The following is a 23,647-nucleotide window of genomic DNA, read 5'->3' on the forward strand; positions in this document are numbered from 1 at the left end:
CGTCATAATTTATTTTCATCACACATATGGTTTAGAGGATAATAGCTCAAAGGAGGGGAAATCATTGAAGATTGGTTTTATCGGCACAGGAAATATGGGTACGATCCTTATAGAGTCATTTATTGAATCAAAAGCAGCCGATCCCTCAAACATAACAATCACAAACCGCACAATTGAAAAAGCGTTACACATAAAGAACCGCTACAACAGCATAAACGTAACAGAAAGCCTGGAAAAGCTTGTTTCTGAAAACGAGATGATTTTTATTTGTGTTAAGCCGCTTGATATATATCCTTTACTAGCAAGAGCGGCGCCTTATTTAAGAAAGGACCATATTCTCATTTCAATTACAAGCCCGGTTCAAACTCAACAACTCGAGCAATATGTACCATGTCAAGTGGCGCGAGTAATTCCCAGTATTACAAACAGAGCGCTGGCAGGCGTTTCTCTCGTCACTTTCGGCACAAGCTGCGGAGAATTTGCAAAAACGAAAATCAATGAGCTCATGAAGCATATCTCTCATCCGCTGCAAATTGAAAGTGACATCACGAGGGTGGCATCAGATATCGTAAGCTGCGGCCCCGCTTTTATGAGCTATCTGATTCAGCGGTTTATAGATGCGGCCGTTTCGGAAACATCAGTGTCCAAACAGGATGCTATTCTGATGTGTAAGGAAATGCTTGTCGGAATGGGAAAACTGCTAGAAACCGAATTGTATACCCTGCCCGCGTTACAGGAAAAGGTTTGTGTTAAAGGCGGTGTGACAGGAGAAGGCATTAAAGCGCTGGAAAGCGGTGTGCAGGATATGTTTCACCGGGTATTCCAAAATACTCATATGAAGTACGAGGAGGATATTTCCGCAGTGAAGAAGCAGTTTCATGTGTAGACGAGTATGTCATACTTTTGTCTGCACTGCAAAAGCATAAAAAAGCATTTAAAAAAACCATCGTCTTAGGAAACGATGGTTTTTGATTTCTGCGCCTTGAAAAATAGGCGTTCTGATTGTGTTGTTGGTTCTGAATCTGTAAAATCAGCTGTCACGCCGTGCAGCTGAAAGCCGCAGTTCCTCAGCATTTCTTCATATTCATCCACCGGGAACGTTCTTTGCTCATGCGTCTCATCAAAACGGTCATACGCTTCTCCGTTCCGCACAAAAAACGACATATCATGAATGACAGAAAGCTCTTCACTTCCGGCAAAGCTCTGCCAAATATAGCTGATATCTTCATCCTGGTCAGCAAATGTGCTATCCGGAAAGACTTCACTGACTTTATAAGATGAATGAACATCAAATAGCAACATGCCTTCAGGTTTCAACACCCGAAATACACTTTTGAAGGTTTCGATCACATCATTTTTCGTTTTTAAATAATTTAATGAGTCACAGCATATCACAACAGCGTCAAACTGGCCGTCAAAGCCGGTAATCTCTCTCATATCCTGCTGAAGAAAAAGAATCGGCTGGTTACTGGAGACCTTTTGCTGGGCGTAAGCAAGCATTTCCTCACTGAGGTCGATCCCCGTGACCTCGAAGCCTTTTTCGGCAAGCCGGACTGAGATTTCCCCTGTGCCGCATGCCAGATCGAGGATACGGCCTTTTTCCGGGAGAGCTGCTTCAATCCACTTTGTCCATTGATCGTAAGGTGCGTGCGACATTAACTCGTCATACACGCTTGCAAAGCCTTGGTAAATCATTGGTTCATTCCAAGCTCAAGATCTGCGAGCGGAGCGTCCCCCCACAGTTTTTCCAGATTGTAGTAGCTTCTTTCATCCTTGTGGAAGACATGCACAATCACATCGCCAAGGTCAACGAGCACCCATCTTGCTTCATCGAAGCCTTCCATCTTTTTGATTTGAATGCCGTTTTCTTCAGCCTGATCCTTGATTTCACGGGCAATCGCCTGCACCTGTTTATCTGAATTCCCGTGGCAGATCAGAAAATAATCAGCAACCAGAGATATGCCTTCCATATCCAGTGCTAAAATATCCTCTGCCCGTTTATCATCACAAGCCGCAGCTGCGATCTTTAAAATGGACTTTTGGTTCATTCACAAATTCCTCCTGTTCAGTTGCCGGACACAAGCCAGTTATACGTTGAAAATGTGTCTGGAAAAACCGGTTGATTTTTTTTCATAAGAAACATCATTGTATTTTTAATGGATTGAATCAGCGCTTGATTCAAATCTGTCTCGGCAAGTTTACGCACCTCATCGACACCGGGAAATGCCCGGTTTGGTTCAATGTAATCGGCAACGTAAATCACTTTTTCTAAAAGTGTCATGCCAGGCCGTCCAGAGGTATGATACCTGATGGCGTCAAGAATGTCTTCATCTTGAATCCCCGCTTCTCTTTGGACCAAATAAGCGCCGACCGGAGCGTGCCACAGCTCCGGATTATGATCCAATAAATGCGAAGGCATTTTTTCTCGCGCAATAATTTGTTTCATTTCTTCTTTCGGGCGGAATTTGGCATAATCATGAAAGATAGCCGCTGTTTCCGCTTTTTTAGGGTTGGCTCCAAAACGCTCCGCAAGTTCGATCGCCGTGTTCATCACACCAATCGTGTGGATATATCGGTGTTCGGTCAATTGCTGCTTAACGCAGGCAAGTGCCTCCTCACGATTCATATAAACCATTCTCCTCTACATACTTCTTCACTTTATCAGGGATTAAGTAGTCAGTGGGTTTCTTGCTTTTAAACCGTTCCCTTATCATAGTTGATGATACCTCAAATTCCGGAACGTCTGCAAAGAGAAGCGGATAAGGGGTTTCAACATGAAAACCGGGGCGCTTTACTCCAATAAATTGAATGAGGTTCAGCAACTCGTCCAGCTTATACCATTTCGGCAAATATTCAATCATATCAGCACCGATAATAAAGAACAGCTGATCATTCGGATAACGCTGGTTCAGTAAAGAAACAGTATCAAACGTATAGGAAGGCCCTTCTCTTTCCATTTCAGCCAACTCCAGCTTAAAGGACGGATTAGACTGAATCGCAAGCTTCAGCATTTCCACACGATGAAAGCTGTCCGTATAGTTTTCTTTCTGTTTATGCGGCGGAATTTGATTGGGCATAAACCAAATTTCATCAAGCCCCGCCTGAAACAGCACCTCATTCGCCATTAAGAGGTGGCCGTTATGCGGAGGGTCAAACGTGCCTCCGAAAATACCGATTTTCTTCATTTCAACCACCTTTAAGGAAGCTCGATTTGTTTATTTTCCTTTGATTCCTTATATAACACAATCGTATTGCCGATTGTCTGCACCAATTGAGAGCGGCTTCCTTTTACAAGAGCTTCCGCAACATCGTTTTTATCCTCTTCACAATTCTGAAGAACGCTGACTTTAATCAGCTCTCTCGCTTCAAGCGCCTCAGCAATTTGTTTAATCATGTTGTCGTTTACTCCGCCTTTGCCTACTTGAAAAATCGGCGTTAAATGATGCGCTTTTGAACGTAAAAAACGTTTTTGTTTACCTGTTAACATTCTGTTCCTCCTAATTTTCCTATAACAATTGATCTCATTTTTTCAATATCAGGCTCTTGTCCAGTCCACAATTGGAAAGACAATGCTGCCTGTTCTACAAACATGCCCACTCCATCTAGTGTTTTCAGGCCTTTTTGGTTTGCTTCTTTTAAAAGAGCCGTCTGAATTGGATTATACACGATATCGCATACGACGGCACTGCTTTGTGCACACTGCAATGAAAGCGGCACATCTTCCACGTTCGGATACATGCCCACAGACGTTGTATGGATGATCACATCATACTGCTCAAGCCGCTCTTCTGCTTCTTTTATGCTTAACACTTCTTTATTTTGAAATGAGGGAGTGGATTCTGTAAGCTGCTTTGCTTTTTCCAACGTCCGGTTGCAAATGTCAAACTTTATCGGAACATTGCGGGCAATTGCTGTAAAAATGGCTCTTGCCGCTCCGCCCGCGCCGATCATTAAGAATGACAGTTCAGAGATGGGCTTGTCCAGTACCTTCATTAATGACTTCACAAAGCCTTCCCCATCGGTATTGTATCCGACAAGCTTGTCTCCCTCTCTTCTCACCGTATTTACGGCACCGATCACTTTTGCACTATCATCAATATGATCCAGGTAATCCATAATGGAAACCTTATGCGGAACAGTCACATTGATTCCTTGTACGCCAAGTGCTCTTATTCCTTTTACCGCATCTTCCAGATCATTCTCTTCTACCTTGAAAGCATGGTAATGTCCGTCTAGACCGAGATCTTTCAATGATGCGTTATGAATATCAGGTGACATGGAATGGCCAATCGGATTTCCGATAACTCCGTACAGCTTTTTCATGCTCCTCTCCCCTTTTCATTAAATTAATGAGCGCCGAACAAATACGTGAACGCCTTTTGGCGCGTAAGCAGTTACTTTTTTATCGGCGTCATGCACTGTTACCCAGCCTAACCCTGAGAAAACGATATCTGTCTTATTGTCTTTTATCGTAAACGTATGGGCGACCAATTCCGGAAACTCATCCATTTCATCTTTTCCCGGAGGTGTGAGCAATTCCCCTGCATGCTTTTCATAAAGCGCGTCTGCATTTTCCAGTTTTGTCCTATGAATCATCAGCTCATTCGGCATATAGCAAATAAAAGGAGCCCTTTCTCCGGACACATAATCGAACCTTGCAAGCCCGCCGAAATACAGTGTTTGCTGATCGTTAAGCTGGAATGTGCGAGGTTTCAGCTCCTTTTTAGGAGATAGTATTTTAAGATCCTTTTTATTGACATAATGCGCCATTTGATGATGGTTGATTATGCCCGGTGTATCATAAAGCGCTGAGCCGTCGTCCAGCGGGATTTCAATTGCATCAAGAGTTGTGCCAGGAAATTGGGATGTCGTAATAATATCTTCTTCACCTGATACTTCTTTAATAATCCGGTTAATAAAGGTTGACTTCCCTACATTTGTACACCCGACAACATAGACATCTTTATCGTTGCGGTAATACTCAATCGCATCAATTACTTCTCTGATCCCCTGGCCGCGTCCCGCACTGACCAAAAATACGTCAACCGGTTTTAAGCCAAGCTCTTTCGCTTCACGCTTCATCCACTGGATCAGACGTTCTCTTTTCAGTGACTTAGGCAAAATATCAGCTTTATTGCCAATCAATAAGATAGGGTTTCCCCCCACCAAACGCTGCAGCCCATTGATCCAGCTGCCGTTAAAATCAAAAATATCAACAATTTTAACAACTAGAGAATCGGTTTCCCCAATACCGTGAAGAATGTTTAAGAAATCATCATCCGTTAAGGAAACATCTTGTATTTCATTATAGTTTTTCAGTCTGAAGCAGCGCTGGCAAATCACATTTTCTTTCGTAAGCGATGCAGGCGGCGCATATCCCAGACCTGTTTTGTCCTCGGTTTGGATTGTCACTCCGCAGCCGATACAAACAACCTTTTCCATTTCTTACTCCTCCCACTGAATGTGCCCTTTTCGTTTGAGAGCACTCAGTATTCTGCGCTCGACCTGGCGGTTAAAGCGCGTAATAAACCCGTCAGAGGAAGCAACAGGCACGACCAAAATCGTATGGTAGCCGTTTCGATTTCCCCCGAGTACATCGGTCATGAGCTGATCTCCGATGACCACGCAGTCCTCTTTTTTCAGCTCCATATTGCGCACAGCTCTGTTAAAAGCTTTGCCCATTGGTTTTCTTGCTTTGTAGATGAATGGGATTCCAAGCGGCTCTGAGAAAAGTTTTACTCTTCTTTCATTATTATTAGAGACAATCGTCACTTTAATGCCGTGGTCCTTCATTTCTTCAAACCACTCGATCAAACGCGGCGTCGCGTTCGGCCTGTCCCACTCAACAAGCGTATTATCCAGATCAGTAATAATTCCTTTTACATTTCGTTCCTTTAATTTCTCAGGCGTAATATGAAAAATATTTTTCACGAACTCGTCAGGTAAAAAAAACTTTTTTAACAAAACCCGCACCCTTCCCTTTTCTCTTTAAAATGATTGTCGAAAAAAATCGAACTTGTGCCTAAAGAAAAACTGAGCAAAAAAATTTCGACAAAAATTGGGTTTCTTCACCAGTTGTGGATAAAATTACACACACTATCCACTCTTATTACATCACTCTTTAGACAAATTATAAACACGATACTCACAGGTTATCCACTTTCTGGTGTGGATAACAGAACGATTGTTCTTATATGCATTTCATGGTAGATTAAAGATAACTTCAGCCTCAGATGTGCGCAACGTATCAATGTATGCGTTAAAATCATGAATGATTCCAACTTTTAAGGAGGTGCCACTCCCATTAATTGGGTTCCTAGCATGAGAAAACTGTCTGATGAATTACTAATAGAATCTTATTTCAAAGCCACCGAAATGAATTTAAACCGTGACTTTATCGAGTTAATTGAAAACGAAATAAAAAGAAGATCGCTCGGACATATTATTTCCGTATCTTCTTAATAGGAACTTGTCTATTTTTTCCGGGCGTATTTCCTTTTTTTACTCAGATGACTGATATTATATCACTTCGGTTGCGCGCTTTACTACTGTTTTCAGCAAAAAACACCCCTAAAAAGAGGTGTTTTCAAGGGACGGTAACTATGCTAACCAATATATGCCGCCCACAACCAGGAGAACAACAACTAAAACAACGATAAAAGCGTATCCATATGCTCTGCCTGCGCCATACATTGAAGCGCCTCCTTACATAAGGTTTATAACAGCCTATGTAGGAGAAATAAAACGGCTTAGGCCGTTGTCCGGCTCAGTACTTCAAAACCTGCCCATCTTGTATTCCTTCATATACAATCCTTGCCCCTTTAGGTGTCATATGATTGCCTGAAGGATCTATCAGACCGGATTGGATAAGCGCTTCATCAGTTGCTTTTCCGCCGTCTGCTTCTATAAAATGCTTCCAGTTATCTACAAGAGGGACATCTAGGCGCTCCGACACATCTCTTGTAATATCGTTGTATGAATTGTGCCATTTTCTCGCCCCGCCCTTCGGTTCAAAAGCAGCTGCTTTATATCTCGAATAGTAAAACAGATGGTGCTTCCCGTTTCCTTCTATAATTGGGATACATGTCATTAGGATTGGTTTGATCCCGTCTTCTCTGCTTTCTTTAATAAAATAAACGAGATTTTCTCTAAAACGCTGCTTCGATACTCTCGGTTTCCCCTCAGTCAGTATCGCGGCGTCATTTGTGCCGAACATAATAAACAAATACTTCGGTTTTTGATCAAGCACATCTGTCTGAAACCGCAGACGTGCATCCTCTGTTGTCTGTCCGCCAATTCCCGCATTGAGTATATCAAGCTTTCCGCGTTCAGCCGTTTTTAACATATTAACCCACTGCTGTGCTTTTGGATAATCGCGGTAGTCCCAATTAGAGCCTCTCGTATTGCTGTCACCAAATGCTACAACGTCTTCGTATCCCTTACCCTCGCATCCTGCTGTAACGGACAGCAGAAGGAAAAGGATAAAAAAATGCTTCATCTTTACACCCCCAAAAGCCTCACCTTAATGTTATACCTCTGTTCCCTTTCGTTCAATGAAGAGTTTTCTTGTTATTACTTTTTTTTCCTATTGTTAACGTGTCCCCCTTAGTGAAAATCATGCTGCTTTCATTGCGGCATAGGTTGATTCCTTAAAATTCCCTTCTTCTCAATCGAAAAAACACACAAACCATAGAGAAGAAAATAACCTGCATCCGCATTAGAAACAGGTTATCCCTTGCCCTGTGTTCACTTTAACTTCGATTTAAGCTTGGCCTTTGTTTTTGGTCCATAGATGCCGTCTGCAGTTAATCCGTTCATAAGCTGAAAACGCTTGACGGCAGCGGGTAAGATGAACTCTTTTGGAGGTGTATCGGAGAAAGAAATTCTGTTTATAAAAGAACTCCAGTGCTCCAAGAGCTTGCCCGGACAGTCCTTCCCGGACCATTTTTTGTGGGGAACGACATGTTTCAGCGGAATATTGTTTTCTTTCATTAGTTTTCGGATCAGCCACTGGGCATTTGCTGTTGCTTTTTCAAAATCGGCGTCAGCATTTTCGCAGATTTCAATCCCGATTGAATTGCGGTTCCCTGTCCCGTTTGTGCCGTCACCCGCATGCCAGCCATTTTCATCTATCGGAAGATGCTGATAAATGACTGAATCATCAACTGTAAAATGCCAGCTGACAGATGTGCTTCGGTTTGTCACATAATTGGCGTGCATTTTCGCATCAGCGCCTTTGGCGGTATTCGCTGTATTATGATATGAACCGTAATATAAGCAGGAGTCATCGCATAGCCCGGACGATTATCGTTCGATGCCGGAATAAAATCCTTTTTTTATCGTGACCATTTCTATCCCTCCCTGCTATTAAAGAATGCAGAAAACATAGGGATGGGCTGCCTATTTTACAAGATTAAAAAGAATTGTGTTCTAAATCCAAATATCAATTTTAGTTGAATCGCTGAACTGACACCAGTTATACTAACGTAGATGACGGAGGTTTTGGCTCCTGACATCACCTTAGTTGGGAGTGACCATAAACATGTTAAAAAAGATACTAGGTATCATCGTGATTATAACTGTCATTGCAGTCGGTTTTTTTCAGAAAGAAGCTTGGCTTGAGGCGATCAAAGCAGGAGGGATGTTTTCTGTTTTATTCAGTATGCTGCTGATTGCTGCCGATGTTTTTTTCCCCATTGTGCCGTTTGCTTTGGTTGCCGCTTTAAACGGCGCTGTGTTCGGAATCGCAAATGGGATCTGGATTACACTGACCGGCTCAATGCTTGGTACAATCATGCTGTTTTTTCTCGCCAGATACAGCTTTAGAGATTGGGCCAGAAAAAAAGTTCAGGCCTATCCGGCTATCCAAAGCTACGAGGCTTCCTTCAACAAAAATGCTTTTACCGCTGTTTTATTAGGAAGACTCATCCCCGTCATCCCTTCTCTTGTCATGAACGTGATATGCGGGCTGAGTCAGGTTCGCTGGCATGTTTTTTTCTTCGCGTCTCTCATAGGGAAAATCCCGAATATTGTCGTTGTTACCATTGCAGGTGCTAATTTTTCCAGCGACAAATTACTGTCTTTCAGCATTTACGGAGCCTACATTCTGATCATCATGATGATCATTTATAAAAAGTTCCCTCATCTGCTGAACGTGCAAAAAAAATAAGGAGGCGTGTTCGTCCCCTTACTTTTTTTCTGTCGCATGGCCTCCGAATTCATTTCGAAGCGCAGCGACGACCTTTCCTGTAAACGTATCATCTGTTAAAGAACGGTATCTCATCAGCAGCGACATGGCAATCACCGGAGTTGCTGTCTGCAGATCAAGCGCTGTTTCCACCGTCCACTTTCCTTCACCTGAGGAATGCATGATGCCTTTGATCTGATCCAGCCTCGCATCTTTAGAGAAAGCTCGCTCAGTCAGCCCCATAAGCCAAGAGCGAATGACAGAGCCGTTATTCCATACTCTGGCAACCTTTTCGTAGTCAAAATCAAATTGGCTGTTTTCAAGCACTTCGAATCCTTCACCAATCGCGGCCATCATTCCGTACTCAATGCCATTATGAATCATTTTCAAGAAATGTCCGCTTCCCGCCTCACCAGCGTAAAGATATCCGTTTTCGACGGCAGTATCCCGAAACAGCGGCTCTGCAATCTCCCATGCTTCAGGGTCTCCTCCTATCATAAAACAGGCGCCATGGCGCGCGCCTTCCATTCCGCCCGACGTTCCGGCATCGAGATAATGGATACCCGCTTCTTTCATTTGATTGTGGCGGCGAATCGATTCTTTATAATGAGAGTTTCCGGCTTCAATAACAATATCGCCTTTGCTTAATAAAGGCGCCACATCACGCAAAACAGCATCGACAACGCCATGCGGCACCATAACCCATAGTATACGCGGCGTGTCTAATGAAGAAATCAACTCTTTTAGATTCGTTGTCCCCTCAGCCCCATAGGCTTTCAGTTCATCAACAGCCGCTTGATTCACATCATACCCGACAGCTTGATGTTTGCGATCAATGAATTGCTTTCCTATGTTTATGCCCATTTTTCCTAACCCGATTAATCCAATTTTCATGTCAGTTCCTCCTGAGTGTTTAAAAAGCCTTTACTCTTTATGTTCCCTGTGAACTGTAATGAGATACGTATAAAAACAAATGAGGCCAAAAAGGATTTTACCGTTCCCTCATCCTTTGTGATTTGTATGTTCTTTAGCATCAGCTTTTCTTTTTCCGAAACAGCTTAAGCAGTTTGACTTTCAGCTGCGTGCTTCGCCGAGACGACTGCGAATTCGGATGCGTGTCTTGTGTACCCTGGGCGCTATTGTTTCCAGCTGTTCTAGGCCCATTTTTTGAGCTTTTCTTTTATATCAAAAAAACATCAATTGATCCTTGATTTACCATGTTTTTAAGTTAAAATATGGGAAGAGAATACGATTTTTTCAAATAAAGAAGGTGACATATTGCAGAATCAATCTCACACTTTTGTTGGAGTTACGAAAACTGCTGTTTATTTTTTATACGCGGCACTTGCAATCATCGGCCTTGCGATCGGGTATTTTATCCCGCAGTTTGCAAAGTGGACATTATCCCTCCCCTGGATTCCTTTTGAAGGACCGCTCCGGCTGGTCACCTCTTTTCAAGGATCACCAGCTGCATTTATCACTGCGCTGCTTGGCGTGTCTGCAGGAATTTGGTTCGCTCATTCTGTTATTGCAATGCTGCTGTCTGTCAAAATTACAAATGACACAGTGGAATTAATCAAAGGAAAGAAAGTGCAAACGATTCGTTCCGACAGCATTGCTCTTGTGTTTATCGACCACAAACGGCTTGTCCTCCTAGGAACAGCCGGATATGAATTGGCACGGGAAGAAATTGATGAAAAACCAGTGAATGTCGAGAAAGCCTTTAGAAAGCACAATTACGAATGGGCAGCAGAAGGTGACCCGTTTAAAGATCAATTTCGCCGGTGGATACCTGATGCACCAGACCTTTCGCCAGGCGCCCATGCTATATTGAAGGCTCGTCACCAAGCGCTGAAAGACGAAGAAACAGACGATGTGGAAGAATTCCGGCTTGAACTTGCACAGCTGGGCATCGTTGTTCGAGACGAAGGCACACGCCAGTATTGGCGAAAAGCACAAACCAATCCTCCGAACCTTCAGCATCGCGAAGGTTCATAACAACAGAGGCTCAGGAAAGAGCCTCTATTCCTTTATTACTGCACAATAAACAGCACTCTGGTGCCGTCAGGATAACCGCTCATTTGATTCCCTACCCATGAGCCGGCCCCGCGATTATCAGAAGGCGTGACATATCGGACATCTGCCCCCGCGCCGCCCTCCTCACAAACCGCCATCGGCCACTCATCCCGGTCATAGCCCGGCTTCGTCGGAATTCCTTTTAATGATTCCTGCCGCCTTTTGTCCGCACCATCCCTATCGATGGTGCAAATATCAGAATGTCCCTCTGCAATCGCATCTCTAATATGATCCCCTGTTTCCGGATAACGAGACAGCGGAAAAGTCAACACTTTGTCATACAAAGAAGCGCCTTGGATCTGCTGCGGAACCATAAAACAAAGAAGAACTGCTGCAGCAAGAAACAGGCCTGCCATCCACTTTTTCATTCCCATCCCCCCATACATTATTTGTTCATTTCAATGTATGGGAGCCTGATTAAAATTATTTTTAAAATTTGAAGTTCGTATGCTGCTCACAAAAGCCAAGCTCCCCCGCGAGAAATTTCCCGGTACAGACACAGACAGCCTCCCGCCTACATACATTTACATATAGGCTTTAGCCTACATACTTTTGTGGAGGTGACGATGGTGACAGGTGTTTTCGCAGCGCTCGGCTTTGTTGTTAAAGAGCTTGTCTTTTTAGTATCTTACGTGAAAAACAATGCCTTTCCACAACCGCTCTCAAGCAGCGAGGAAAAAAAATACTTAGAGCTCATGGCTAAAGGGGATGAACATGCCAGGAACATGCTGATTGAGCATAATCTTCGCTTGGTCGCCCATATTGTGAAAAAATTCGAAAATACAGGTGAGGATGCAGAGGACTTAATCTCCATCGGAACAATCGGGCTGATCAAAGGAATTGAAAGCTATTCCGCCGGAAAAGGGACAAAGCTGGCGACGTATGCCGCGCGGTGTATTGAAAACGAAATCCTCATGCATTTGCGCGCATTGAAAAAAACAAAAAAAGACGTCTCCCTTCATGATCCGATCGGGCAGGATAAAGAAGGGAATGAAATAAGCCTGATCGACGTTTTGAAATCAGAAAATGAAGACGTGATTGATACGATCCAGCTCAATATGGAGCTTGAAAAAGTGAAGCAATACATTGACATTTTAGATGATCGTGAGAAGGAAGTGATTGTCGGGCGGTTTGGGCTTGATTTGAAGAAGGAAAAAACGCAACGGGAGATTGCCAAAGAACTTGGTATTTCGCGCAGCTATGTGTCGCGGATTGAAAAGCGGGCGCTGATGAAGATGTTTCATGAATTTTACCGGGCGGAGAAGGAAAAGCGGAAGAAGGCGAAGGGGAAATAATGTAGAAGAGGCCGGATCTCATATTCCGGCTTTCTCTATTTTACTAAAGTTTCTTAAAAGAAATAGAGAAAGAATATATCCTATATCCAAAGAGTTATGAACATCATTTTTGTTATCACTGATAATCTCTCCAGAAAACCCTTCATCTGCATACTTCAGCACATCCTTAGTCCCTGCTTTCTTTATACAGGCCTCGATCTGGCTGTCGATACTCGATCCCTTGATCGCTTGTTCCTCGGTCGATACCCTTACATATATTGCTATCACCCTGGATCTCCTTCCTATAAAGTTTTATTAAATAATGATAGCAATCGTTAATGCATTTGTCAGCTTGCGGTCCCTCGATGATTATTACCTTTATAAAATGCCTCACACCTTGGGTAATGCTATGTAATAACTGTTTGTCCTAATGAGGTGATTTTCAATGAGTATGAAAACATTATAAAAAACCGATAGTTTGAAACCATCGGTTTTTATTGACATTTACTAATGCCTAAGTCCCCAATAAAGAGTTTTCTTTTATAACTAGGCATATAACATGCCACTGGTGACATTTCTGTTAGAGCAACCGCCTGTCTCAATTTCACCCCAACATTTTTTATAAGAAACAATTAAAATGGCTAATTCTCCATGTTCTATAATTACTGATACAGGACTCCGGCTTTCTGAAGTTTTTCTATGATCTAATCTAGCTTTTTATCTTTACCATTTCTTAATCAGCAGAACTCGCGGTTTGTAACACTTTATTATTGCCTTTCAAAATCCTTTACATAAATGATCTCAACTTTTTGACTGCTTTCTTCATATTCCCCTTAAAAATTAATAATCACTTTCCCTTTTGGTCGTCCATTTGCGACTAGTTTTAGCGCTTCATTTACGTTTTCTATGGTAAATCGTGTTGGATGAATTGCTGGAACAATGTTGTTTTCTTCAATGATTTTGGTAATCTCTTTAAGTTGGGCGCCGTCAGAACGAACGAAGATAAAATGGTATTCCACGTTTTGTTTCTTGGCTTTGCGGTCATAATTTGCACCAGCAAGGGAAAATAGAATTTTTTTCCACGATGGGAAATTTCGGTCTTTTCCGAAACGTTTATTTGGTCCTGTACGGAGAGAGAGCAATCTTCCCCCTGGTTTGATGATACTCAATTCACTGTCAAACTCTTTAGGACCCAGTGTATCAATCACGTAATCCACATCAGACAACAAGTCAACATAGTTTTCTGTTGAATAATCCAAATATTGATCGGCACCCATTTCCAAAGTGCGTTCGCGCGCTTCTGAGCTGCCACTAACAATGACATTTAGGCCCATTGCCTTTGCGATTGGTACAGCCATTTGACCAAAACTGCCTGATCCACCTGGAATGAAAACAGATTTACCTGACTGTGCCTCAAGTTCTTCATGCAGGCCTTGATACGCTGTAAGTCCAGCCAGTGGTGCAGCAGCCGCTTCCACGTAAGACAAATTTTTTGGCATGGGTGCAATTGCGGCAGCGTCAATTGCGGCATATTCCGCAAAAGCACCAATTTTTTCTAGCGGGAGACGTGTATAGATGGCATCTCCTACGCGGAAGTTCGTTACATTTTTTCCTACTTTTTCAACAACACCTGTCAATTCATTACCAAGCGTTAATGGGAATTCATAATCTTGAATCAGTTTCACGCTACCTGTGATAATCAACATTTCGAGCGGATTGACCGCTGCAGCTTTGACCTTTACCAAGACTTCGTTTTCATCGATTTCTGGAATTGGAATGTCATTGACTTTGGCATGGATATTTTTTGAATACTTGGTGATCTGAGCTGCTTTTATGAGTGTTTTCATTTTTTTCATTAGCATCCTTCCATTGAGATTATTACAGCCGGTGTTCCCGCACTCCATCCGTGGAACAGACGTTAAAGTTCATCAGCCCATAGCGTCCGAATGCAGTATACGCCTGCCAGTAAAGCACAATTCATGCGTCAAGCATTTTTCAGTTGTATGCCATTTTTAAGCAAAAACTACTTTTTATTCCCTCTTTTTCTGTACAAAAATAGAGAGTCACTTCCAGTTCCAAACTGTTTGTGGACCTTGATATTTGCCATATAAGTTATGCTTATCCTTTCTGAGATTCTCATTCTTTCACGTAGGATAAGTAACCTTGACCATCGTCAGGAGGTTGTGTACCTTCACTAATAAGTAATCCCATAGATGCTCTTTAAGCATATTAAAGGGAACTTAGTTCTCCTGATGTACCATCTTCTTGCGCACTGCTACGTGTCATTGGTGCCATCGCCAAACGATTATGTTACCATACTAGTATTGGATAGATCGGCTTTCTCAAATTGAATTCATAGTTTTCATCTACAACCCCCACCACTTCATCTTTGTAATAAACCTCCATCATAAAACCTGCCATTTGCTTAGCTGTGTGGTACATAGGGAGATTTGCTTTGTAATCAAACTCTTTCTTATCATTTGCATGTTTTGCGAATTCTGTTTCCGTCATTGCTGGTGCTAAAACTTTTGCCTTCATTTTCGCACCTTTCAGTTCAAGTTCTTTTGCAAGCCCTTCGGTGAAGGCACTAACATAATATTTAGAAGCAGAATAAGCAACACTGCCAACAGCAATTACATATCCAAGTGCTGAGGATACGTTAATTAATTGAGTTCCCTCTACATCAGCATAATCTCTTACAAATAGTGTAGAAAGGATTGTCAAGGATTCTATGTTAACGCGTAACATGGTTTCTACTTTATCTAAATTCTGATCTATGACAGAAGAGGTTTCACCAAGCCCGGCATTATTAATCCAAGTCTCAATTTGATACTCCTTTAAACTGTTATACAGTGTATATGCCTGATCTGTGACAGATAGGTCACTTGTACGAATAATAACATCTAAATCAGGATTTAGATTCTGAATGGTTGATTTAAGTTCTTCTAATTTATCTAATCTTCTAGCTACAATAATTAAGTTTTTGCCACGAGCAGCAAATGCTAATGCTGTCTCATATCCTATACCTGAGCTTGCTCCTGTAATAACTGTGTACTTCATATTATTCTCTCCTTAAAAATATTTTCAGATTGGTGTTAATTAATTCAAATAACAAGATATATCTCAATCTAGTGTTGCCAAAATCAAATCGATAATGGTTTCTAATTCTTTTTTATCATTTGTTGTTTTTGCGAATACTCGTATTCCTACGAGTGAATTATAAATAAATTGAGAAAGCCCTTTGATATCATAGTGTTTAGAAATTTCTCCTTGTTCTTGACCATGTTTCAGCAGATCAAATAAAAAAGTTTCCGTCTTTATAACAGTCTCTGTAACTTTTTTATTAAACGATTTATTCCATTACGAGATCTTGGCTAGGATGGCAGATCATAATCAACTGCCACTCACCCTCAATTAGGTCAATGCCCTGTTCTTTGCTGTGTGGATCTGACCATACGGGTCACCATTTTGCGCGGCATCAACCGCGGAAGGAATGCCATGAACCGGTTGCGAGCACCTGGCATTATGAACGTCTTGCCGCGTAAGAAGCCTCGGTACCCTTCCTCAGCCACCTGCCCGGCCTCCATGATAGCACCACTCTGGAACAACTTCGATTCACCAATACCCGAACGATCAACGAAGCCGGTTGACGTCAGTCCCGGACATAGTGCCGTCACAGTCACCCCTGTGCCGCTCAGCTCGTTCTCCAAAGCCTCGGTAAACGACAGCACGTACGCCTTCGTTGCGTAGTAAACCGACATCATAGGTCCCGGGAAAAAAGCCACCAACGAAGCCACATTCATCACGCCTCCTTGGCCCCGTTTGACCATATCTGGCAAGAACAGTTTCGTCATAACAGTCAGAGCCTTGATATTGACGTCAATCATATTCGTCTCTTGTTCTAACTGCGTCTCCAAGAATGTCCCGTACAAACCGAAGCCGGCATTATTGACAAGATAGTCGACGACGATCCCCTTCTCCTTGAGCTCCGCAAAAATCTCCTCCGGCACGCCGGGTGACGCCACATCCTTGGCGATGACCGTCGCTTGACTGCCATATCTTTTCCGATATTCCTTCGCTAGCTCCAAAAGCTTACCCTCGCTACGCGCCACCAGCACCAAATTATATCCTCCCTTGGCGAAACGATCCGCCAACTCTTTGCCAATTCCACCCGATACCCCGGTGATAAGAACAGTTTTTTTCATTTGACAGCACACCTCCATTTTTAGTTTGAACTTTTAAAACGTTTTACAGCGTTTCTTACTGCGAGTTGTTACTATGGATGTATGTTATCCATAATTCAAATTTTTGTATCAAGAGGATTTATACTTGCCGCATATATCTCAACTAAGACCTCGCCATTATTTATTTTGGGCTTAGGGAAGTAAAAAATTTGTTTTTTTACCGTAGTTTTCAATCGCTAAAGCTTTCGTTACAATCCTCCACATTTTTATTTAACGCACATGTATCTTTTCCTAACGAACCTAAGAAAAAAGAATATGAATATCCCTTCCCTAGATGGGATATTCATATTAAATAAATTATTTTAAGAAAGGATAATCTGTATAACCTTCTTTTCCTCCTGCATAGAGCGTGTTTTGATCAGGTTCGTTTAGGGGAGCACCTGATTTAATCCGTTCTGCAAAGTCTGGATTAGCTAGTACCCAAGTGCCTACTGTGACAACATCTGCAAGATTATTATCTACATCAGACGAAAGTTGATCTAGAGGACGACCTGGACGGTTAACAAGAAGTGCTTGATCCCAAAGTTGACGCACATCTTTTAGGAATTGCTCGTTTCCAAAGTGCATTAAATGCAGATATGCAAGGTTAAGCTTATTTAATTCACTTATTAAATAGCGATACATCTCAAGGCTATTTTCCCCTTCATCAATGCCTTGCAGTGTTCCTTGAGGAGAAAAACGGATGCCTGTTCTTTCTGCTCCTATTTCATCAACAACTGCTTTAGCTACTTCAATAGCGAATCGAGAACGCCCCTCAATCGTACCACCGTATGCATCTTGGCGATGATTGGAGTTTTCACTAAGGAATTGCTGGATCAGATAACCATTCGCTCCGTGAATTTCAACTCCGTCTGCACCAGCTTCAATTGCTGAACGAGCTGCTAAACGAAACTCATTGATAACATCTTTTATCTCAAGCTCACTCAGTTCTCTTGGTGTTGGAATTTCTTTCATTCCTTCTGCCGTGAAAATTTCTACACCAGGTGCAATAGCTGACGGTGCAACTGCTTGGCGGTGGTGAGGGGTGTTATCAGGGTGTGATACACGTCCCACATGCATAAGCTGAATAAAAATATGACCGCCTTCACTATGAACTTTAGAAGTTACTTTTTTCCACCCTCTAATATGATTTTCTGTATAAATACCAGGTGTATTCGTGTAACCTTGCCCATCATCTGAAGGTTGGGTTCCTTCACTTATAATTAAACCGACTGAAGCACGCTGACCATAGTACTCTGCTACTAAACCGCTCGGCGTACCATCTGGTAAAGCTCTATTTCTAGTCATCGGAGCCATACCTATACGATTTTTTAAGTCAATGTTTCCAATACGAACTTTTTCAAATAATCTGCTCATATGAATACTCCTTTTTAATAAGAATTAGAATCAAGAAATAAATTTACGTGTTCTGCAAATAGTTCTGGAAATTGAAACAGATGCCCGTGACCAGAATCAGGATATATAATCAGCTGAGCTTTGGGTAATTTCTCTGCTAAGATGTAACTGTTTTTAGTCGGTACCATTACATCATTAACACCATTAGTAACAAGTACAGGGTGTTTGATGTTTTGTAACCATTCATAATCATGATTAGATTTTTGTTTAGCCCATTTTGCAATGGCTTGTAATTGTGCCTCTTTTACTTGTTCTGAACTGTTTACTTTTTTCTGATTAAAAATTCTTTGTAGTGAAGCCATTCCTGCAGATTTACTTGTTTCGGTTTGTGCGTAGAAAAAGAACATAAAATCATTTATTCCATCTTCCTCCGTTCCGCCGTGACGATTCATTCTTTCAAAAATCTCTGGATTTGGATTAATACCAGATTCAGGCGAAGTACCTGCCATAATAATTTTTCTTACTAATTCTCCTTCTTGTAAAGCTAGCTCTTGTGCAACCATACCACCAATGGAAAAACCAAGAATGTCAACTTGTTCTAATCCAAGAGCTTTTATAAATGTTGCTGTATCTTTTGCCATATCAGCAATTGTAGTAGGCGTTAGTCCATCTGTCTCACCAACCCCTTTATTGTCAAATAAGATTACTGGGCGTTTATTTGCAATAGGTTCAAGCATGTCTGGATCCCAGTTTTCCATCGTTCCTCTAAAGTGAACAAGAAATACTAGTGGTATACCATCTTGTGTACCAAATTTTCTATATGCGTAACGAGTTCCATCTGCTTCAATAAATTCTGATACTGATGGTATTTTAAAGTTTGTCATTTTTGTGTTCCTCCTTAGAAATTAAAAAACGATTTTATAAGTATGCATTATGATGGTTTGTTTCATGCTGATTTTAGAACGAACGTTCTAAATAGGGTAAAAAAAAGAAAGCTAGTCCAACACTGAAAGTGCTAGAGTAATGATGCCTTCTAATTCTTTTTTACTGTAATTAGTTTTTATTAGTACTCTTATACCTACCAAATTGTTGTGTAAGAAACGAGATATGTTATCAGAATCGATTTCTTTTGATATCTCTCCACTAGTTTGGCCCCGTTTTATAAGGTTATTAAACATATCTTCAGTACGGTTAAACATTTTTGTAACTATGCGTCCAATTTCTTTGTCCAACAAAGATAATTCAATGGCTGCATTTACTGATAGACAACCTTTTGGGTATTGTTCCATGGAATTCAGTACGAAAATAAAAACATCACGTATCGCCTGTTTAATGGATGAAGTGCTGCTAATTATGCTTTCCATCTCATTGACGATGAGCTCTTCATAGTGATTAAGGGAAGCTAAAAACAATGAACGCTTGTCACCAAATGTGTCATATATACTCCTGCGGTGTATCCCCATATGATTTACCAAATCTTGCATGGATGTTTTTTCATAACCCTGTTCCCAGAAAAGCTCCATTGCTTTTCTTAATACTGCTTTTTCGTCAAACTCTTTACTTCTAGCCATTTTTTTCTCCTTAAAAAAATCAATGAATCAATACTAACAAAAACAAACGTCATAATCCATTGTAGAATGAACATTCTCAAATTAACACATGAATTTCAAACCATGATTAAATAATACCCTTTTTAGAACGATAAGTAAAGAATTATAAATTTAATCATCAATATATTTGCTCCACATGTTGGATTTGGTCTTTTCCAACGGGAACAAAATCAGACTAAAACAGGAGAATATCAGCAGCCATTAAAATGAGATAGTATATAACCTCATGTTCACACCGGCATCCACATCTAATCCTTCTTCTTTGTTCTTGTCTACTTTTGCTTTGTATGCACGAGCCCTATTTATTAAACCTTTCGGTTTATAGAAGATAAAATCCAACTGGTCAACCGACTTCACTTGACTGACATCCGCAGCAATGCCTATTAAATTAGGGTTATCTTTGATTGCTTGGTCAATATTTTATTTCGAGTGACTAGTGACAATCGCCGTGTTGCTCATTTCAAGAATCTTTTTCGCATATGCATAGCCTATACCTGACGTCCCGCCCCTCACTAAAATCTTTGTCAATTTTATGTTGTTGTTTCTCACTCTTGTATAATCAGAAGAATCTTTCCTTGAGCTTTCCCTTTTGCGATTTTGGCAATAGCTTCGTTCACTTGCCGAAAAGCAAATGTCGAATCAATGGTTGGTTTGATGCCCGCTTCATCAATCCACTGGGTGATGTTTTTTAGTTGTTTGCCATTGGGCTGAACATATAAGAAATCATACGTTTTCTGTTGAAGATGTGCCGCTATATCAAACGGCATGCCGATCACACCGAAAAGAAGCCTCTGCAACGTTGAAAATCCGCCATGTTGAATTGCAAAACGTGCATTTGGACCAGCATTCAATGACAATAATTTTCCGCCAGGTTTTAAAACACGTAATTCATTCCTGAACTCACTTGCACCACGAGTATCAATCACGTAATCGAAATCTTTCAGCACCTCAACATAATCTTGCTTCTGATAGTCGATGAACTGGTCAGCACCAATGGATAGCGCTAAATGACGAGCTGATTCACTACCACTGACAGCTACAAAAAGCTTCTTTGATTTCGCAAACGGAATGGCAATCTGCCCAAATCCGCCTGTTCCACCAGGAATGAACAGTTTTGTGCCAGGTTTCACGTTCAGTACATCGAAGGCTTGAACAACAGTCAGAGCCGATAATGGAATGGCAGCCCCTTCTTCAAAAGTAAGATGTTTTGGCATTTTCGCAACGATATTTGCATCAGCCACAACATATTCTGCAAAGGCACCCATTGTATCTAGTGGCATTAGCGCATATACTCTGTCGCCCTTATTAAAGTCTGTCACCGCTTCACCAACCGATTCAATCACACCTGAAAGTTCATTTCCGAGTGTCAACGGGAAATCATAGTGGTCAAAAACGCGCACCTTTCCAGTAATCGCCAATATAAGATGTGGGTCAACGCCCGCCACATTTGTTTTGATTAACACTTGATGTTTGTTTATTCTTGGAATAGGCACATCGTTGATGTGAGCTTCTAGCTTTTTCGAGTAGCTGTGTATTTGGACTGCTTTCATCATGTCCCCCTTAAAAATTAATAATCACTTTCCCTTTCGGTCGTCCATTTGCGACTAGTTCTAGCGCTTCATTTACGTTGTCTATGGTAAATAGTGTTGGATAAATCTCTGGAACAATGTTGTTTTCTTCAATGATTTTGGTAATCTTTTTAAGTTTGTGCGCCGTCAGAACGAAGATAAAATGGTATTCCACGTCGTGTTTTTTGGCTTTGTGGTCATACTTTGCGCCAGCAAGGGAAAATAGCTTTTGTTTCCACAATGGAAAATTTTTGTCTTTTCCGAAACGTTTATTTGGTCCTGTACGGAGAGACAAATAATTTTCGTATAGCCTACTGAACCGTTAATTCTGTTTTCACATCCTTACTCCCATTACTTCTACATAGTGACTTAAGGCCGCATAAATAAAGTATGTTTGTCGCCAAATGTATCATAGATACTTCAGCGGGGAACGCCCATATGGTCCACCAAGTCTTGCGTGGATGTTTTTTCATAACCCTGTTCCCAGAAAAGCCCCTTTGCTTTTCTTAATGCTTTTTTTCATCAAATTCTTTATTTCTAGCCATGTAATCCCTCCTTAGAACGTATTGCCTCTTATTTCTGAGAAAGGATTGACAACTTTAAATCATTCATCCCTCTCTCAATATATTCTATACCAATTGAAGAATGATCATTCTCATTTGAGTAGCAAAACAGTTAGATCTAACGAGTTTCAAGTATATCAAATTTAAGAACGATATCGGTAGAGAATTTAGAATTAATCATGTGTTTTATATGGCTATGTGTGGCTATTACCTGAATTTTAATGAATATCGCTCCATCTTATTTCTACTCAAATCAGTTCTGTAATGTCATTGATGCCAAGTCATTGCACTCCTACAAGGGAGTTTAATAACTCTAAAGCAAAAAACAATAAAGAAAATATAGATGGTATCTTCTATCTTAGAAAAAGCCTCTCAACATAGTAGTGTAATAAAAAAGTTATTGCGGTCTCACCGAAAATTTAAATTGCGGTGCCCTATTGCCTTTTTCTGCGAACACAAACTTGTTAATATTTACATTACTTGTAGAGTTAAGGGAAGGGTGAATATCTTGATATCAATCACATCAGCTGAAGTGGGAATGAAAATTAATGAATGGCATAGGCATATTCAAAAATTCAACGTTACTGATGCTGAAATGTTAAAAGCTGAAATAGAACGTGATATAGAGGTTATGGAAGAAGATCAAGACTTGCTTATTTATTATCAATTGATGGCCTTTCGCCATAAGATCATGCTGGAGTATACGCTGCCATCTGATGAAAACCGAATGAAACTTTCAGAATATTTAAAGAAAATCGAAGGCCATAAGAAAAAACTAGATAATATGCGAGCTTATTATTATAACTTCTTCCGTGGGATGTATGAGTTTAGAAACGGTGAATATACAAAGGCTATTACATATTATAAAAAAGCTGAACGTAAAATTCCTTCGATCTCCGACAAGATTGAAAAAGCAGAGTTTTATTTTAAGTTATCCGAAGTCTATTATCATATGAAAATGACTCACATCTCAATGCACTATGCTGAACTTTCATACAATATCTATAAGAAACACGAGCTTTATTCTGTTCGGCGTATTCAATGTCATTTTGTGATTGCCGGCAACTACGATGACCTTGAAAATCATGAAAAAGCTCTCCCCCACCTTCAAGAAGCTTTAAAAGGTGCCGAGCTGCTTAAAAGTAAAAATACTCACATCTATGCCACTGCATTTTTCAATCTCGGCAACTGCTATCACAAAATGGACAACTTAAATAAGGCTGCACGTTACATCGAACAAGCCTTGGTTCAATACAGAAAAATAAACTCTGACGTACTTCCGCAAGCTTATCATGACCTAGCGTTGATTTATTTTAAACAAGGGAAAAAAGAACAAGCAATGGATTGCTTCCGCAAAGGAATCAGAAGTGCTGTAGATTTTAAAGACGAACTTTTTATGAACTTATTTGAAGCATTAGACGTTCTTTATATAAGAAATGGCGATACACCTAAACTCCTCAATATTTTTTCTCGTTTAGAGAACGGCAAAGGATACCCTTATCTGGAAGAGCTGGCATTGTTAGGAGGCAACCTTTTCGATTATAATGGAAAAATAGAGGATAGTATCATCTGTTTCAAGAAGATGGTATATGCTCAAAAGCAAATATCGAAAGGGGAATGCATGTATGAAATCTAAATTGTTTATCAGTTTATCCGCCGTTTTAATTGGACTTGCCTTTTTCGGATCTATGTCTAATGGCGAAATGAAGGAAGCATCCCGGAATGTAACTCTCGCACCTACTCATGAATTCCTTGTTTGATTCGATAAACAACATTAGTTCTGATTCCCT

The 23,647-nt window shown here is 41.0% G+C and carries 25 protein-coding genes and 7 pseudogenes; 7 read left to right on the forward strand and 25 right to left on the reverse strand.

The window, feature by feature from the left end; translation table 11 throughout:
• The first annotated feature begins 64 nt into the window (after positions 1-64).
• Positions 65-886: a late competence protein ComER gene (gene comER / locus V6D44_RS13300; protein WP_087990781.1), complete on the forward strand. Its 822-nt coding sequence runs from the start codon at positions 65-67 to the stop codon at positions 884-886.
• Between the two features lie 65 nt (positions 887-951).
• Here the strand turns inward: comER and V6D44_RS13305 are convergent, their stop codons facing one another.
• The 8 genes from V6D44_RS13305 to V6D44_RS13340 are packed head-to-tail and all read right to left on the reverse strand — an operon-like array spanning position 952 to position 5,964.
• Complete coding sequence (locus V6D44_RS13305) at positions 952-1,695, reverse strand: class I SAM-dependent DNA methyltransferase (protein ID WP_087990782.1); 744 nt, start codon at positions 1,693-1,695, stop codon at positions 952-954.
• Positions 1,692-2,048: a ribosome silencing factor gene (rsfS, locus tag V6D44_RS13310; RefSeq protein WP_019258939.1), complete on the reverse strand. Its 357-nt coding sequence runs from the start codon at positions 2,046-2,048 to the stop codon at positions 1,692-1,694. The genes V6D44_RS13305 and rsfS overlap by 4 nt, the downstream gene beginning before the upstream one ends.
• Positions 2,049-2,065: 17 nt before the next feature.
• Positions 2,066-2,626 (reverse strand): bis(5'-nucleosyl)-tetraphosphatase (symmetrical) YqeK, encoded by a 561-nt coding sequence (gene yqeK, locus V6D44_RS13315; RefSeq protein ID WP_087990783.1) that lies wholly within the window; start codon positions 2,624-2,626, stop codon positions 2,066-2,068.
• Positions 2,616-3,185: a nicotinate-nucleotide adenylyltransferase gene (locus V6D44_RS13320; protein WP_087990784.1), complete on the reverse strand. Its 570-nt coding sequence runs from the start codon at positions 3,183-3,185 to the stop codon at positions 2,616-2,618. Before V6D44_RS13320 ends, yqeK begins: the two co-directional genes overlap by 11 nt.
• 11 nt (positions 3,186-3,196) lie before the next feature.
• The gene (gene yhbY / locus V6D44_RS13325; protein ID WP_003226133.1) at positions 3,197-3,487 is read right to left on the reverse strand and encodes a ribosome assembly RNA-binding protein YhbY; all 291 of its coding nucleotides are present in this window, start codon (positions 3,485-3,487) and stop codon (positions 3,197-3,199) included.
• Entirely contained in the window at positions 3,481-4,323 is an 843-nt protein-coding gene (gene aroE, locus V6D44_RS13330) for a shikimate dehydrogenase (protein ID WP_202327125.1), read from the reverse strand. Before aroE ends, yhbY begins: the two co-directional genes overlap by 7 nt.
• An 18-nt stretch (positions 4,324-4,341) precedes the next feature.
• On the reverse strand, positions 4,342-5,442 hold the full coding sequence (yqeH, locus tag V6D44_RS13335) for a ribosome biogenesis GTPase YqeH (RefSeq protein WP_087990786.1): 1,101 nt from the start codon (positions 5,440-5,442) through the stop codon (positions 4,342-4,344).
• A gap of 3 nt (positions 5,443-5,445) precedes the next feature.
• On the reverse strand, positions 5,446-5,964 hold the full coding sequence (locus V6D44_RS13340) for a YqeG family HAD IIIA-type phosphatase (RefSeq protein WP_087990787.1): 519 nt from the start codon (positions 5,962-5,964) through the stop codon (positions 5,446-5,448).
• 357 nt (positions 5,965-6,321) lie between these two features.
• On the opposite strand from V6D44_RS13340, the gene V6D44_RS13345 reads away from it, so the two are divergent.
• Positions 6,322-6,462, forward strand: a complete 141-nt coding sequence (locus V6D44_RS13345; RefSeq protein ID WP_003226124.1) for a sporulation histidine kinase inhibitor Sda — start codon at positions 6,322-6,324, stop codon at positions 6,460-6,462.
• Positions 6,463-6,766: 304 nt separating this feature from the next.
• Here V6D44_RS13345 and V6D44_RS13350 read toward each other — a convergent pair whose 3' ends face one another.
• The 3 genes and pseudogenes from V6D44_RS13350 to V6D44_RS13355 all read right to left on the reverse strand — a co-directional run.
• Positions 6,767-7,498, reverse strand: coding sequence for an SGNH/GDSL hydrolase family protein (locus V6D44_RS13350; RefSeq protein WP_087990788.1), 732 nt, complete (start codon positions 7,496-7,498; stop codon positions 6,767-6,769).
• Between the two features lie 248 nt (positions 7,499-7,746).
• A pseudogene (locus tag V6D44_RS21130) lies at positions 7,747-7,842 on the reverse strand (peptidoglycan-binding domain-containing protein); the annotation flags it as partial.
• A gap of 12 nt (positions 7,843-7,854) precedes the next feature.
• Positions 7,855-8,288 (reverse strand): annotated as a pseudogene (locus tag V6D44_RS13355) (peptidoglycan recognition protein family protein); the annotation flags it as partial.
• 254 nt (positions 8,289-8,542) lie between these two features.
• On the opposite strand from V6D44_RS13355, the gene V6D44_RS13360 reads away from it, so the two are divergent.
• A complete protein-coding gene (locus V6D44_RS13360) occupies positions 8,543-9,169 on the forward strand; it encodes a TVP38/TMEM64 family protein (RefSeq protein WP_087990789.1) in 627 nt (208 codons plus the stop codon).
• Positions 9,170-9,187: 18 nt separating this feature from the next.
• On the opposite strand, the gene gnd is transcribed toward V6D44_RS13360, so the two are convergent.
• Positions 9,188-10,081 carry a phosphogluconate dehydrogenase (NAD(+)-dependent, decarboxylating) gene (gene gnd, locus V6D44_RS13365; RefSeq protein WP_202327124.1) on the reverse strand — a complete coding sequence of 298 codons (894 nt, stop codon included), beginning with the start codon at positions 10,079-10,081 and terminating at the stop codon, positions 9,188-9,190.
• Positions 10,082-10,462: 381 nt separating this feature from the next.
• Between gnd and V6D44_RS13370 the strand changes: the two genes are divergently transcribed.
• Positions 10,463-11,185 (forward strand): YqeB family protein, encoded by a 723-nt coding sequence (locus tag V6D44_RS13370; RefSeq protein WP_333516676.1) that lies wholly within the window; start codon positions 10,463-10,465, stop codon positions 11,183-11,185.
• 35 nt (positions 11,186-11,220) lie between these two features.
• On the opposite strand, the gene nucB is transcribed toward V6D44_RS13370, so the two are convergent.
• Entirely contained in the window at positions 11,221-11,631 is a 411-nt protein-coding gene (gene nucB / locus V6D44_RS13375; protein ID WP_148962112.1) for a sporulation-specific Dnase NucB, read from the reverse strand.
• 198 nt (positions 11,632-11,829) lie between these two features.
• Here nucB and sigK point away from each other — a divergent pair, with 198 nt between their 5' ends.
• On the forward strand, positions 11,830-12,558 hold the full coding sequence (sigK, locus tag V6D44_RS13380; protein WP_013308023.1) for an RNA polymerase sporulation sigma factor SigK: 729 nt from the start codon (positions 11,830-11,832) through the stop codon (positions 12,556-12,558).
• Between the two features lie 120 nt (positions 12,559-12,678).
• Here sigK and V6D44_RS13385 read toward each other — a convergent pair.
• The 12 genes and pseudogenes from V6D44_RS13385 to V6D44_RS13440 form a co-directional block, all read right to left on the reverse strand.
• Positions 12,679-12,783: pseudogene (locus tag V6D44_RS13385) on the reverse strand (recombinase family protein); the annotation flags it as partial.
• A pseudogene (locus V6D44_RS13390) lies at positions 12,741-12,919 on the reverse strand (hypothetical protein). The pseudogenes V6D44_RS13390 and V6D44_RS13385, both read right to left, overlap by 43 nt.
• Positions 12,920-13,370: 451 nt before the next feature.
• Entirely contained in the window at positions 13,371-14,384 is a 1,014-nt protein-coding gene (locus V6D44_RS13395; protein ID WP_087990821.1) for an NADP-dependent oxidoreductase, read from the reverse strand.
• A 463-nt stretch (positions 14,385-14,847) separates the two neighbouring features.
• On the reverse strand, positions 14,848-15,597 hold the full coding sequence (locus V6D44_RS13400) for an SDR family NAD(P)-dependent oxidoreductase (protein WP_087990793.1): 750 nt from the start codon (positions 15,595-15,597) through the stop codon (positions 14,848-14,850).
• A gap of 359 nt (positions 15,598-15,956) precedes the next feature.
• Complete coding sequence (locus V6D44_RS13405; protein ID WP_087990794.1) at positions 15,957-16,742, reverse strand: SDR family NAD(P)-dependent oxidoreductase; 786 nt, start codon at positions 16,740-16,742, stop codon at positions 15,957-15,959.
• 336 nt (positions 16,743-17,078) lie between these two features.
• On the reverse strand, positions 17,079-18,137 hold the full coding sequence (locus tag V6D44_RS13410) for an alkene reductase (protein WP_087990795.1): 1,059 nt from the start codon (positions 18,135-18,137) through the stop codon (positions 17,079-17,081).
• A 14-nt stretch (positions 18,138-18,151) separates the two neighbouring features.
• Positions 18,152-19,000: an alpha/beta fold hydrolase gene (locus tag V6D44_RS13415; protein ID WP_087990796.1), complete on the reverse strand. Its 849-nt coding sequence runs from the start codon at positions 18,998-19,000 to the stop codon at positions 18,152-18,154.
• Between the two features lie 111 nt (positions 19,001-19,111).
• Positions 19,112-19,687 carry a TetR/AcrR family transcriptional regulator gene (locus V6D44_RS13420; protein ID WP_087993865.1) on the reverse strand — a complete coding sequence of 192 codons (576 nt, stop codon included), beginning with the start codon at positions 19,685-19,687 and terminating at the stop codon, positions 19,112-19,114.
• Between the two features lie 217 nt (positions 19,688-19,904).
• Positions 19,905-20,047: pseudogene (locus tag V6D44_RS13425) on the reverse strand (tryptophan--tRNA ligase); the annotation flags it as partial.
• A 224-nt stretch (positions 20,048-20,271) separates the two neighbouring features.
• Positions 20,272-21,279 carry an NADP-dependent oxidoreductase gene (locus tag V6D44_RS13430; protein WP_253268432.1) on the reverse strand — a complete coding sequence of 336 codons (1,008 nt, stop codon included), beginning with the start codon at positions 21,277-21,279 and terminating at the stop codon, positions 20,272-20,274.
• A 7-nt stretch (positions 21,280-21,286) separates the two neighbouring features.
• A pseudogene (locus V6D44_RS13435) lies at positions 21,287-21,589 on the reverse strand (zinc-binding dehydrogenase); the annotation flags it as partial.
• Positions 21,590-21,717: 128 nt separating this feature from the next.
• Positions 21,718-21,839, reverse strand: a pseudogene (locus V6D44_RS13440) (TetR family transcriptional regulator); the annotation flags it as partial.
• 526 nt (positions 21,840-22,365) lie between these two features.
• Between V6D44_RS13440 and rapE the strand changes: the two are divergent.
• Together rapE and phrE are read left to right on the forward strand one after the other, a co-directional pair.
• Positions 22,366-23,493: a response regulator aspartate phosphatase RapE gene (rapE, locus tag V6D44_RS13445; RefSeq protein WP_087993863.1), complete on the forward strand. Its 1,128-nt coding sequence runs from the start codon at positions 22,366-22,368 to the stop codon at positions 23,491-23,493.
• Positions 23,483-23,617 (forward strand): phosphatase RapE inhibitor PhrE, encoded by a 135-nt coding sequence (phrE, locus tag V6D44_RS13450; RefSeq protein ID WP_014114495.1) that lies wholly within the window; start codon positions 23,483-23,485, stop codon positions 23,615-23,617. Before rapE ends, phrE begins: the two co-directional genes overlap by 11 nt.
• Positions 23,618-23,647 lie beyond the last annotated feature (30 nt).

The sequence above is a fragment of the Bacillus sp. 0209A genome, assembly GCF_036765095.1.
Classification (GTDB): Bacteria; Bacillota; Bacilli; order Bacillales; family Bacillaceae; genus Bacillus; species Bacillus subtilis_G.

Excerpts from the sequence above, each read along its gene's own strand:
- V6D44_RS13345 (WP_003226124.1), top strand. The coding sequence starts at position 6,322 with ATGAGAAAACTGTCTGATGAATTACTAATAGAATCTTATTTCAAAGCC.
- yqeH (WP_087990786.1), bottom strand. The coding sequence starts at position 5,442 with ATGGAAAAGGTTGTTTGTATCGGCTGCGGAGTGACAATCCAAACCGAG.
- V6D44_RS13350 (WP_087990788.1), bottom strand. The coding sequence starts at position 7,498 with ATGAAGCATTTTTTTATCCTTTTCCTTCTGCTGTCCGTTACAGCAGGA.
- phrE (WP_014114495.1), top strand. The coding sequence starts at position 23,483 with ATGAAATCTAAATTGTTTATCAGTTTATCCGCCGTTTTAATTGGACTT.
- V6D44_RS13400 (WP_087990793.1), bottom strand. The coding sequence starts at position 15,597 with ATGAAGTACACAGTTATTACAGGAGCAAGCTCAGGTATAGGATATGAG.
- V6D44_RS13410 (WP_087990795.1), bottom strand. The coding sequence starts at position 18,137 with ATGAGCAGATTATTTGAAAAAGTTCGTATTGGAAACATTGACTTAAAA.
- V6D44_RS13420 (WP_087993865.1), bottom strand. The coding sequence starts at position 19,687 with ATGGCTAGAAGTAAAGAGTTTGACGAAAAAGCAGTATTAAGAAAAGCA.
- rsfS (WP_019258939.1), bottom strand. The coding sequence starts at position 2,048 with ATGAACCAAAAGTCCATTTTAAAGATCGCAGCTGCGGCTTGTGATGAT.
- V6D44_RS13360 (WP_087990789.1), top strand. The coding sequence starts at position 8,543 with ATGTTAAAAAAGATACTAGGTATCATCGTGATTATAACTGTCATTGCA.
- V6D44_RS13320 (WP_087990784.1), bottom strand. The coding sequence starts at position 3,185 with ATGAAGAAAATCGGTATTTTCGGAGGCACGTTTGACCCTCCGCATAAC.
- V6D44_RS13395 (WP_087990821.1), bottom strand. The coding sequence starts at position 14,384 with ATGAAAACACTCATAAAAGCAGCTCAGATCACCAAGTATTCAAAAAAT.
- aroE (WP_202327125.1), bottom strand. The coding sequence starts at position 4,323 with ATGAAAAAGCTGTACGGAGTTATCGGAAATCCGATTGGCCATTCCATG.
- V6D44_RS13405 (WP_087990794.1), bottom strand. The coding sequence starts at position 16,742 with ATGAAAAAAACTGTTCTTATCACCGGGGTATCGGGTGGAATTGGCAAA.
- yqeK (WP_087990783.1), bottom strand. The coding sequence starts at position 2,626 with ATGAATCGTGAGGAGGCACTTGCCTGCGTTAAGCAGCAATTGACCGAA.
- gnd (WP_202327124.1), bottom strand. The coding sequence starts at position 10,081 with ATGAAAATTGGATTAATCGGGTTAGGAAAAATGGGCATAAACATAGGA.
- sigK (WP_013308023.1), top strand. The coding sequence starts at position 11,830 with ATGGTGACAGGTGTTTTCGCAGCGCTCGGCTTTGTTGTTAAAGAGCTT.
- V6D44_RS13430 (WP_253268432.1), bottom strand. The coding sequence starts at position 21,279 with ATGATGAAAGCAGTCCAAATACACAGCTACTCGAAAAAGCTAGAAGCT.
- V6D44_RS13305 (WP_087990782.1), bottom strand. The coding sequence starts at position 1,695 with ATGATTTACCAAGGCTTTGCAAGCGTGTATGACGAGTTAATGTCGCAC.
- V6D44_RS13415 (WP_087990796.1), bottom strand. The coding sequence starts at position 19,000 with ATGACAAACTTTAAAATACCATCAGTATCAGAATTTATTGAAGCAGAT.
- yhbY (WP_003226133.1), bottom strand. The coding sequence starts at position 3,487 with ATGTTAACAGGTAAACAAAAACGTTTTTTACGTTCAAAAGCGCATCAT.
- nucB (WP_148962112.1), bottom strand. The coding sequence starts at position 11,631 with ATGAAAAAGTGGATGGCAGGCCTGTTTCTTGCTGCAGCAGTTCTTCTT.